Source organism: Nostoc sp., assembly GCF_036917355.1.
In the GTDB taxonomy this organism is placed as follows: Bacteria; Cyanobacteriota; Cyanobacteriia; order Cyanobacteriales; family Nostocaceae; genus Nostoc.
This window is the reverse complement of sequence record NZ_JBALDP010000099.1, coordinates 19,435-31,157: the sequence shown is the minus strand read 5'-3', so window position 1 is coordinate 31,157 and position 11,723 is coordinate 19,435. Positions and strand designations below refer to the sequence as shown.

Below are 11,723 nucleotides of genomic sequence, written 5' to 3'. Positions count from 1 at the left end.
GCATTGAGAAAATGTCTAACTCAAGAAATTTTTCCAGAGCAAGAGACGCGATGAATCGCCGTCTCTACAATACGCGATGAATCGTGTCTTTGTGATGATTTCTCACATTTTTGCGATCTATAATTTTCATCAAAAAACCTTAATCGAATCGTATTGCGATCGCTTCCCTTAACAGGGATAAAAACAAAAGTTGGCATAATAAAATCCCCCCTTCCTACACTCCCTAAAAAGAGAGAATCGGGTTAGAGGGGAATGGCGCTAAGAAAAGATACAGCCCTTCCTCTAACTGGTTCCCAGCCTCTAGGCTGGGAACCCATTCTGTGAGGCTCCGCCTCCAGTAGCTTGACAAGAGGCAGAAGCCCACTTTAAATACATTCCCAGCTTCCAGGTTGGTAACAAGACGACACAAGCCTTTGGGCTTTTCTTAGTGCCATTCGGGTTAGAGGGGATAACTCAGAGAATGTTACCTTTCGGAAGTTTCCTGAAAGAACTTCTTATGGATAGTTCTTGTGGATTCCCCATCAGCAGCTACCGTTATGAGATAGTCCATTAAACCATCTGAAAAGGGAAGACGTAGGTGGAAAGTACCATCGGGTTTAACTTTGATGGCATGACCACCAATGTTTACGTTGGTATTTGGTTGAGTTGCTCCGTGAATAATTAACTCAGCATCAGCCACAAACCAGAAATCTCCTTGGGGACGACTGAATACCCGGACGTTAGCGGAACGCGCTATAAGTAACCAACGATCGCCATCAGCAATATAGCCAATTTCAACCATGTAATCGCGATCGCTCACGGGAATCGCTACAAAGCGATCGCGTGCTACTTCTTCAGATTCATACTGCTGGACAAGCTGGGGACTTTGATAACTCAAGTCAATGCCTGTGACATCATAGAGCCGAACTACTAATTGGGAACCGCCCTGTTGACGCAGTACTTCCGCCTGAGCTTTGGAGATGTGCCAAGAGACATAAGCCCACTTGGGAGTCCTGGGTGTGAGGACAATACTGCTCTCTTCTGGGGCAGTTTCTGCTTCTACATTTGCCAAGCCAATAGCTGTTTCGCTGACTGATGCTACATTTTCAACGACGGGATCTTTTGTCGTCGGCTCTGTAGGCACTGGACTAAAGACACGAACGATCGCAGAACGGGCAATGAATAACCAGCGTAGTTTACCGCCGTAGACATCGCCATCAGCGACATAGCCAATTTCAGCTATGTAGTCGCGATCGCTGATGGGAATTTCTACAAAGCGATCGTGTGCTGTCTCTTCACATTCATACTGCTGGACAAACTGAGGATTTTGATAACTCAGGTCTATTCCAGTCACATCATACAGCCGCACTACCAATTGAGAGCCGCCCTGTTGTCGCAGTGCTGCTTTCTTAGCTTCGGAAATCTCCCAAGAGACTTCAGCCCATTGGAAAGTGCGGGGTGTGAGGACAATACTGCTCTCTTCTTGGACATCTACCAAATCGATATCTGTTTTATCCGCGATTGCGACATCATCAACTACCGGATCTGGATTCACAGGACTGAAGACATGAACGATCGCAGAACGAGCTATAAATAACCAGCGATCGCCATCAGCGAGATAGCCAATTTCAGCCATGTAGTCGCGATCGCCTTGGGGAATGTCCACCAATCCGTCGTTTTCTGTTTCCTCAGATTCATACAGCTTGACAAGCTGCGGAGTTTGATAACTCAAGTCAATGCCAGTCACATCATACAGCCGCACGATCAATTGAGAGCCGCCTTGTTGCCGTAGTGCTGCTTTCTTGGCTTCGGAAATCTCCCAAGAGACATGAGCCGATCCATCAGTATCTGGTGTGAGGACAATACTGCTTTCTTCTTGAGAATCTACCAAACCAATAGCTGTTTCGCCTGCGATTGCTACACGATCGACTATGGGATCTGGATTCACAGGACTGAAGACACGCACAATTGCAGAACGGGCGATGAATAACCAGTGTTCGCCATAAGCGATATAGCCAATTTCAGCCATGTAGTCGCGATCGCCCTGGGGAATTTCTACAATGCGATCGTGTGCTGTCTCTGCACATTCATACTGCTGTACCAGCTGCGGAGTTTGATAGCTCAAATCAATGCCAGTCACATTATACAGCCGCACTGCCAATTGAGTACCGCCTTGTTGCCACAGTTCTGCTTTCTTTGCTGGGGGAATATCCCAAGAGACATGAGCCGATGTATAAGTATGTGGTGTGAGCACAATACTGCTTTCTTCATCTGCATCAACCGAACCGCTAGCTGTTTCGGCTGCGATTGTCCCATTTTGAGCATCCGATCCGAAAGTGCTAGCCCAAGCGCCAACTCCTGCACCCGCTGCTAAAGCTGCGGCTGCGGCCAAATCTGTAGAGTTAGCTTCCCCAACAGTCGGCTCGGTGGGAAGTTCTGACTCTGGCAAATTTAAAGTGGGTTCGGCTGCGTCCGCTACCACATTCAATGCATCTTTGCTCAATACATCTTCTGGAAATTCTGGTAAATCGAGCAGTGAAGATGTATCTGTCTCTGATGCTTCCACATCGGCTGTCACTTCGTCAGATTCCGCTAAGGGCAATTCATCTACTGAGGCTGTATCTTCAGTAGAGGTGATGCTCTCTAGCCAGTTCAATTCTGCCTGAAGTTCTTCATCTACCTCATCTTCACTAATTGCTGTGTCCCAATATCCAAAATCAGATGATGCTTGTGGCACATCTGGTAATTCTGGGAGTGAGGCTGTCACTTCAGATGAAGGCAGTTCCACATCAGACACCTCTTCTGGAATATTACCGGGGTAAGGATATGAAGTATTTACTACAGCCGCCGGAGCTTCTATATCCCATGCAACTTCATCAGAATCGGGAGTGTATGTCTCCGTATAATTATTTAGCTCAACTGTCTCATCGATTGCATTGGGTTCTGTTTCTTTGTTGTTAAAGGTAGACCAGGTAGCCGTTCCAATGCCTGTTGCTATAGCCGCACCACCTAAAGCTGCGGCTCCTAAGTTGTTATTTTCAGAGCCATTAGCTACGCCCGATGTCGTGCCTTCATAGAGGTTAGAAGTACCATTACTTGTCTCTTGTACTAGATTTGCTGTCCCCTGAGTAGCATTTGGGTTCAGGTCAGATTGTGTTTGAGCGTAGATGTTGAAAGGAGTGCGATCTGGGTTTTCTTGCTCTTGGAAATGAGGTACTGCTTGCTCCTCTAGCGTCGTTCCATTCAGAGAGGAAACTGTGCTGGCATCGAGCGCCGCCGTTTCTCCATTGGGTGGATGAGGATTTGATTCTGGTAAATTGTCTGTTTCTTCGCTGGGCAATGGGCGTTTTTTCAGAATCCACCATAGTGCAGATCCACCAACAGTAATAAAAAAGACAGGTAGCAGCAGCCACAATGGTGTTTCTTTATTTACAATGGGGGCGCTTTGTGTAGGTGCAGCCACAAAGGGCTGTTCGGCAAATGCAGAACTACTGGCACTAGGGGAAGGCGTAGGCGCTGGTGTAGTTTGGACACCGGAGGAAGCTGCAACAGCAGGTTGTAAGACGCTGGCTGCGATCGCCTCGGCTTCGGCAGCTCTACCTTTTTCTATAGCTTGCTGTCCTGCGGGTGCTAGGGTAAAGCCCAGAAAATCTACTGTGGTTAAACTCTGATCTTTTTTGTAAACGTAAACTAAAGGTTGCGAGAAGGGATATCTTGCATCAGCTGGCAAGGCTTGATGTAATTGCAGAACTCGCACACCTTTCAACTTCGACACCTGATTAGCTAACACATAGCTGATGCCGTCTTTGCCCAGTTGTTTGATGATTTCTGCGGTATTATCGTCACTTACTTGGGTAGCATTAGCCCCTGTAGCAAATTCAGCAGTTTTGAAGGCTGGATAAGTACGAAAAGTATTGCGAGTTTCACTCGTGTTCGGGCGATCGATTAACCGAATCTTGGCTGAAGGCCCTCCCAATTGTGACCAATTTGTAATTTGCCCCCGGAAAATCCGGGCGAATTGCCTACTAGTCAAGCTTCCTTTGAAAGGATTGTCTGCACCAACCACGATCGCAATCTTTTCACGCTGCAAACGAACTTGTTCTAGTCCTTGAGCTTTTTCTGCTGGCGTCAACCCGCGCCCCATTGCGACTATATCGATTTTGCCATCTAGTAAATCTTTCAGCGCTGTCTCAGTGCCGTTTGCAGCAACTTCAACCTTTTTACCGACAAACTGTTTTTCAAAACTTTCTTTCAGGCTTTGGTTGATAGCACTCAAGGTACTGGAACCGTCAATCCGCACTATCGGTTCATTCTGCACTGTTTGTGGCAGTGGCGAAGAGGTAGCTTCAGGTGTAGATTGTGCCAGCATCGGTGCTGATGCCACCAGAGATGCTGCCATCGGGGTTGTAGCTAAGGCAACCCATAATAACAGTCTGACTATCGAAGTATCTTTTTTTTCTTGTTGCCACATAAGCCCCTTAATTAAAGTAAAAAATAGAAAGCCTGCCAGTCCTAAATCGCGATCTTTATAAAGATTATGGAGGAGACGGGCTAATTATACATCTGAGTTATCTTTAGTTCTAATTACTTCAAAGCACTTATGCTGATTTATACTTCGCTCTAGCTTGGATAGCATGATAATTTATACTCTAATTGCCAAAGTCTGTTTACTATAAATTCTTCTAAGTTATATTGCAACTTATACCAAGTTGGTAGTTGATGACCGCGATTATGAATTATTGAATTACTAAAACTGGTAAAGTGTAGCAAATTCAATATTATTTAACAATATTATTTTCAGTAGTGCTGAGTCTGAGTGCTGAGTTATGAGTTATGAAGATAACAATGACAATCTGGCTTATCAATCAGTGACTCAACCAAAGCATTTAAGGCAGTCGCAGCTAATGCGCCACCTCCCAAAGTCCCTTCAACTGTAATATAAGGTATCCCCTGTTGCATCAGTTGTCGCTTGGCTGCGGGAGCATGGCTGAAGCCAATGGGCATTGCAATTACTAATGCAGGCTGAATTTTTTGGTTAGCAATGGCTTCACAAACTTCCAGAAGTACTGATGGGGCATAACCAACTACCAGCACACAACCCTGACTTACTTGCTGCAATTTTTCTCGCCATTCTCGATGCTGCCAAAAAGCAACTTCGGCTTCTGTGGCAGTAGTAATATGGGGATTATCAATCAAGGTTTCAGTACGGCATCCCAAGTGAAGTAATCGGGTTTGATCTAAAGCAGCCGCAACCGTTTGAGTATCGACAACAATTTGACAACTTAAAGATAAAGCTTCTCGACTAGCTGCGATCGCATCTCGACTCAATTTCACAAAGGACACCAAACTGACATCGCCACAAGCCAAAACCAACTGAGAAATTAAATGCTGTTCAATTTCCGAACGGTGAGACAAATCAGGAAGTAAACGTTGTAGCGATTCGGTAAAAGCTTCCGAGTGGGTATGAATTTCGGCATCCAAACCACTCCAGAGATTTTCCAATCCTCCCAATCCGGCTTGGGTTTCAACATCAAGTAACTTGAGTTGCGCCAAAACTTCCGCTTGGATAATTTGACAATGGCGATCGCGCCCCAATAATCCTTCTAATGCTGATGCAGTTTGTCGCAGTTGAGAAATTTGTTGCATAACCGCGCGATATTGCTGCTGGAGTTGTCCCATGAGGTTAACCGTTGTGTCGGCTTCTGGTTCCACCTCTAAAATATTGCGGATATGGTTTAGCTGAAACCCTTGCTGCTTCAGTGCCACAATCCGTTGTAACCGGAGAACATCTTTTTGGGTGTAGAGACGGTAATTGCTGCGCGATCGCACTGGTTGCGGTAGCAGTCCCAACTGATGGTAATGGCGCACCATCCGCGGAGTCAAACCGCCTCCTACCAAGTGCGTTAACTGCTTAATTGTCAGCTCGCTACTTTTGATTTCCACGAATTATGATCTTAAAGAGGTTAATTATTGCCAACGGGACATTTAGAAAAGGCGATGTCTGAAGACAAGCCACTGCGTATCTACGCTTTTAAACTAGTTTAGTTAAACTACCTGCTAGCCAATAATTTTTTCTGTATATTAGCTTCTTGGATGACGTTGTTGTTGCTTGTAAATACCTGAATATCTGGAACAACAGCATAATCCATGTCATCTGTGATAATTTTAATTTTCCCTGCTCCTGCTCTGCTAATAGCTTCGAGAAGTAGTAAGTCATAGCCATCAACAGCTTGAGTTTGGAATCTGTTTAGTGCTGCATCGGTTGTTGCGTCATCTACTGTCAGATCAACAGGAACAGCAAGCGCCTTAACCTGACTCCAAGCTGACTGAACTTCCGCAACAACATTTATCCGTTCATTTGGGTAATTATGACGGTATTCTTTAAGTGGCAAAAACCCATGCAATTTTTTATAAATCTCATATTCAGTTTTTTCAATAATATGAGCTAGTTCAGCCAAAATTAGCCCAGAATATGTCAGTGTGGCTCCATTTAAAAGAGCTTGATTCATATATTTGAGATAATTGCTGAATTTGGAGGTTTTAGTACCAAAACCAGCATTTGTATAAGTCTGCCAAAACCAGACGTTCGTATCTACAAGGAAAATATCACCCTGCTGGGGATTATCAGTTTTGATGTCGATGATATCAGCTTGAATTCTAAGGTTGACCACCATGCTTTAAAAAGTTGCAGCCCGATCTGCGATCGCTGCATCAACCGCATTACGAAATTGCTCATCGGAATAGTAATGCTTCGCATTGGCAATCACACGCTCAAGAACATTCCACCCCTCAGAACTTATAGCGCTGAACTCAACCAGTCGATTAAGGTTATCTGCTGGAATATCCTTCAAGAGATGACCGATCGCAAAGTTGAAAAAAGGAGAAGCAAAGACCTGAACTCCAGTAAAATCTAATTCTACAGGGTTGCCAGCAAGCAGAACTGGATGAATCTGGTCATATACCTTCTGCCCACTCTCAGCGCTGATGGCGTATTTTCCGACAAGCTCAAAAATTTTGTGTGCCATTCCTCTATGTCCCTCTTTAAAATAGCCGCTTCTCAAGTTGATGAGCTTCAGTTGCTAGGCAGTAGTAAGATTCATCACAGCGAAGTGCGATATTAATTAAGGTTCCTCTAAAATTAGTACATTTGTTCTGATATATAATATTATTGCCTATGTTGACATATCCGTCATTACTAAAAATTGTAAGGTTTCCATGATTTTTTACGATGAACTCCTGCAATAAATTTAAGCCTGTGCCACGCGAGATACTGTCTTGCTTAGTGCTATTTCCAGGCTCGAACGCCCGCTGTAGAGCCTCATTAGCAGTCTTGTCTGAGTTCTGAGGTAGAGAGCGAACACTAGTAGGGATACCAATACCAAAGTCAATGACAGTCAGATGAAGAAAACCAAGATTGGGGTAGTGCTGACCGCAACTGAACACCCCCACAGGAGATTGACTACGATCAAATGCATTGAAATATATCTCTAAGACTCGCCCTGTAATTGCATCTTGTAATTTTGGACTGATATTGACCCAATCTTTGCCCAGCCAATTATATTTCAGGTAATCTGCAATAGCATTATAATCTTGATGAAGATCATTCCGGTAAGGTATGGAGTTGCCGTCCCAGGGTTTCCTGTCACAACCAAAATCACACAGGAAGCCATTCTGAGCCAAGTTCATACTAATTTTCTCTGGAAGTGTATTCCAATCGAAAGCGAGAGAGTCGCCACGAGCTTCGATAAAACTGAATAGTCCCCCCAAAAAAGCAACGCCGTAGTGTCCCAAGAATTCGCAGTAGTGAAAATCTACCTTGATATTTAAGCAATCTTGGGGTAATTGCTCAATTTCATCCCGGAGTTTGAATAACTTATTAAAATGATATAGATTGTCATCAATTGTGGGTACATAAAGAATTAAATTTGACTGGTTTTTAGTCTTTAACAGCAAGATAGCTCCGACTATTACAGATATTTATTAGTTATTTATATCTTGAACTTTAACACTGGTATCAACATGATTTAGCGCTTTTTTGCGATTGCAAAGCGTGTCACAGGCAATCACTTTCATCCTCCGATCAAAAATTTGAAGATTTACAAATTAGCACACCATACTCAGAATAAAACACACATTAACATAGAAAATCACTCTGCAAACCTACTCACTCTGCGTTTTAAAATCATTATAAGGCTTGACATTAACATCAATGTCAAGGTTTAGCGTGAGAGAGCCCTTGTTAATTCACCTCTTATGCTCTATCCCCAACGTTTGGGCCAATTCACCAGAGAACACGCAGATACCGTAGCCGCCCTTTTATGTGGCTTACTGTTACTTTTCGGATGGTTCGCCTTACATCTCGGTTGGTTGGGATTGGCGTTCCTGCTGCTACCCGCTGCTTATGTAATCGGCGGTTACGAAAGTGCGCGGGAAGGATTGACTACTCTCCTCAAAGAAAAAGAACTCGATGTAGATTTGCTGATGATTGTGGCAGCGATTGGTGCTGCTAGTCTTGGCTTATGGCGAAGAGAATATCAGCTAATTATTGATGGGGCAATTTTGATTCTCATTTTTGCCATCAGTGGCGCACTAGAAGGCTATGCAATGCAGCGAACTGAGCGGAGTATCCGCAGTTTGATGAGTTTGACACCAGATACAGCAAGAGTTTTACTTCAAGGAAGGGAAGAGGAAATTCCGATCGGTCAGCTAAAAGTGGGCGATGAGATTGTCGTCAAACCTGGAGAACTAATTCCTACTGATGGGATAATTTTATCTGGTTACAGCACCCTCAATCAAGCTGCAATTACAGGCGAGTCTTTACCTGTAGAGAAAACAGTGGGCGCAGAAGTATTTGCCGGCACACTCAACGGCTATGGTGCATTGCAGATTAAGGTACACAAACCAGCCCAAAGCAGCTTGATTCAGCGTGTGATTCGTTTGGTAGAACAAGCGCAGACAGAAGCACCACCTTCCCAAGAGTTTATCGATCGCTTTGAGAAGGGATATGCCAAAGTCATTGTAGTAGCTGGGATATTGCTGGCAACTTTACCCCCATTTCTTTGGGGTTGGGATTGGGAAACAACAATTTATCGCGCTCTTACTTTCCTTGTGGTGGCTTCTCCCTGTGCGTTGATGGCTGCAATTATGCCCACCCTGCTTTCAGGAATCGCCAATGGTGCAAGACAGGGGATTTTGTTTAAAAATGGGACGCAGTTGGAGAAGATTGGCAAAGTCCGAGCGATCGCATTTGATAAAACTGGTACTCTAACAACAGGACAGGTACAGGTATTTCAGGTGGTTTCAGCTAGTGAATACACTACTAAGGATGTATTAAAAACTGCTGCCAGTGTCGAAGCATCTTCCGAACATCCCATCGGTAAGGCAATTGTGCAAGCCGCTGGCGATTTAGATTGGGTTGCTGCAATCGAAGTACAAGCTGTACCGGGACAGGGAATTGTCGGAATTGCTCAAGAACAACAGGTAATTGTCGGAAATGCGGTTTTTGTGCAGCAGTATGTAACAAATTTACCTGAAGAATTGCCAGAAATAGTTCAATCTTGGGAACAAGAAGGTAAAACTGTGGTTTGGGTAGCACGGGGAACAGAGGTGATGGGTGTAATTGCGATCGCAGATGAGGTGAGAGTCGAAGCAGCCGCAACCATCAGCCGATTAAAGAAACTGGGAGTTGAACAAATTGTCATGTTAACCGGGGATAATCAGGAAACTGCTCGCAGTGTCGCCAAAGCAGTAGGAATCGATCGGGTATATGCCCAACTTCTACCAGAAGATAAGCTGAATGTTATCCGCCGTTTACAGCAACAATATCAAATAGTTGCAATGGTAGGCGATGGCATTAATGATGCACCAGCTTTAGCGCAAGCATCTGTAGGTATAGCGATGGGAGTATCTGGTAGCGATGTGGCATTAGAAACCGCAGATATCGTACTGATGGCAGACAGGTTAGAAAAAATTGCTGTAGCGATGCATTTGGGCAGGCGATCGCAACTCATAGTAAAACAAAATATAGTCGTAGCGTTGGGTTTCATTATGTTGCTTTTAGTCGGCAACTTTCTAGGAAATATTAACCTACCCATCGGCGTCATTGGCCATGAAGGTTCCACAGTATTAGTTACCCTCAGTGGACTAAGATTATTGAAATAAGATAGCACGCCAGATGAGCGACAAAACCCAGATGTAGAGACGCGATTGATCGCGTCTTCAAAAACCAGAAATATCCGAAATCACTGAAAATTGATGAATTAGACAGTCTCGTAGGGTCAAAAAAAACAAAATTTGAGTATGGAGTGTGGTCAATACTCAATTCTCATTATACGTAAATTATTATTTTGAACTTTTAACTCCTAACTCTTGCTCATGCAAACCGATCCAAAACCAGGAACACTTTACGTTGTCGGCACACCAATTGGCAACCTGGAAGATATCACCTTTCGGGCAGTACGAATTTTGCAAACTGTGGATATCATTGCTGCGGAAGACACGCGTCATACGGGGAAACTGCTACAACATTTTCAAGTTAAAACACCCCAAGTGAGTTACCACGAACACAATCGTACCAGCCGTATTCCAGAATTATTAGAGCATTTAGTTAATAATAAAGCGATCGCTCTGGTGAGTGATGCGGGGATGCCAGGTATTTCCGATCCTGGATATGAACTGGTGAAAGCCTGCATTGAAGCGGAAATTCCAGTAGTTCCCATTCCTGGCGCTAGTGCAGCAATTACCGCTTTGAGTGCAGCCGGACTACCAACGGATCGCTTTGTCTTTGAAGGCTTTCTCCCGGCAAAAACCCAACAGAGACAAGAACATTTAGAATCTCTGCAAACAGAATCTCGCACTTTGATTTTCTATGAATCGCCGCACCGTTTGCGAGATACTTTGCAAGACTTAGCTCTTGTTTGGGGAAACGATCGCCAAATTGTGCTAGGACGGGAGTTAACTAAATTGTATGAAGAATTTTGGCGGGGGACAATTGCCGAAGCGATCGCTTACTACACTCAACGAGAACCCCAAGGTGAATATACATTAGTAGTAGCGGGAATTCCAGCCAGTCAGCCCCAACTGACAGAAGAAGAATTGAAAGCCGAATTGAAACAGTTAATTAGTCAAGGAATATCGCGATCGCAAGCTAGCCGTCAGTTAGCAAAATTTACTTCCCTTCCCCGTCGGCAACTATATCAACTAGCTCTTTCTATAGTCTCCAGTCCTGAGCCTTGAACGGCTGATATCGCTTTTTTGAAAATTAAAAATCTAGATGTGAAATGTCTATATTTCTTGATTTTTTCTTCCTTTTCTGTCCTTCTCTACGAAATACTACAAACATCTTGCAAAAGTTACTTTTGCTTTCCGGTTGGGGAAAGGTTAAAGGGGAAGGGAAAATTCCATACCGTTACCCTTTAACCCACTTCTGCAAGAAGTCCTACCCTTACCCATACAGGGAAGCAAGCTACACCTCGTGTCTCATATAAAATGCGGTTAGCTTTCTTATCTATAGGACTCCTATTTGATTTTTGAACAAGACTCAGTACGGATCTATGCCTTCTTTCCTATTCCCTATTCCCTATTCCCTGTTCCCTCCGCACACAAGTAAATTCAGCAATCAAAACGGATTCCTATACATCTTGTATGATGTCAAATCGGACTGCTATACAAATACTTGAATGTACAGAATGTGACTAATTTGTATATTGATCCTCAAAGATGACATAGCGAATATTCAAATGATA

At 44.0% G+C, this 11,723-nt stretch carries 8 protein-coding genes; 2 read left to right on the top strand and 6 right to left on the bottom strand.

Features of this window, described 5'->3' with window-relative positions:
• Window positions 1-20 precede the first annotated feature (20 nt).
• The 6 genes from V7K53_RS29335 to V7K53_RS29310 all read right to left on the bottom strand — a co-directional run bounded on the left by V7K53_RS29335 (window position 21) and on the right by V7K53_RS29310 (window position 7,932).
• Window positions 21-197: a hypothetical protein gene (locus tag V7K53_RS29335; protein ID WP_335200981.1), complete on the bottom strand. Its 177-nt coding sequence runs from the start codon at window positions 195-197 to the stop codon at window positions 21-23.
• 266 nt (window positions 198-463) lie between these two features.
• Window positions 464-4,450, bottom strand: a complete 3,987-nt coding sequence (locus V7K53_RS29330; RefSeq protein WP_335200979.1) for a DUF4912 domain-containing protein — start codon at window positions 4,448-4,450, stop codon at window positions 464-466.
• A 353-nt stretch (window positions 4,451-4,803) separates the two neighbouring features.
• Window positions 4,804-5,916: a precorrin-8X methylmutase gene (locus V7K53_RS29325; RefSeq protein ID WP_335201077.1), complete on the bottom strand. Its 1,113-nt coding sequence runs from the start codon at window positions 5,914-5,916 to the stop codon at window positions 4,804-4,806.
• Window positions 5,917-6,029: 113 nt separating this feature from the next.
• A complete protein-coding gene (locus V7K53_RS29320; RefSeq protein ID WP_335200978.1) occupies window positions 6,030-6,653 on the bottom strand; it encodes a hypothetical protein in 624 nt (207 codons plus the stop codon).
• Window positions 6,654-6,656: 3 nt separating this feature from the next.
• Entirely contained in the window at window positions 6,657-7,004 is a 348-nt protein-coding gene (locus tag V7K53_RS29315) for an STAS-like domain-containing protein (protein ID WP_335200976.1), read from the bottom strand.
• Window positions 7,005-7,020: 16 nt separating this feature from the next.
• Window positions 7,021-7,932 carry a hypothetical protein gene (locus V7K53_RS29310; protein WP_335200974.1) on the bottom strand — a complete coding sequence of 304 codons (912 nt, stop codon included), beginning with the start codon at window positions 7,930-7,932 and terminating at the stop codon, window positions 7,021-7,023.
• A 300-nt stretch (window positions 7,933-8,232) separates the two neighbouring features.
• On the opposite strand from V7K53_RS29310, the gene V7K53_RS29305 reads away from it, so the two are divergent.
• Window positions 8,233-10,140, top strand: coding sequence for a heavy metal translocating P-type ATPase (locus V7K53_RS29305; protein WP_335200972.1), 1,908 nt, complete (start codon window positions 8,233-8,235; stop codon window positions 10,138-10,140).
• Window positions 10,141-10,353: 213 nt separating this feature from the next.
• Window positions 10,354-11,214: a 16S rRNA (cytidine(1402)-2'-O)-methyltransferase gene (rsmI, locus tag V7K53_RS29300; protein WP_335200971.1), complete on the top strand. Its 861-nt coding sequence runs from the start codon at window positions 10,354-10,356 to the stop codon at window positions 11,212-11,214.
• Window positions 11,215-11,723 lie beyond the last annotated feature (509 nt).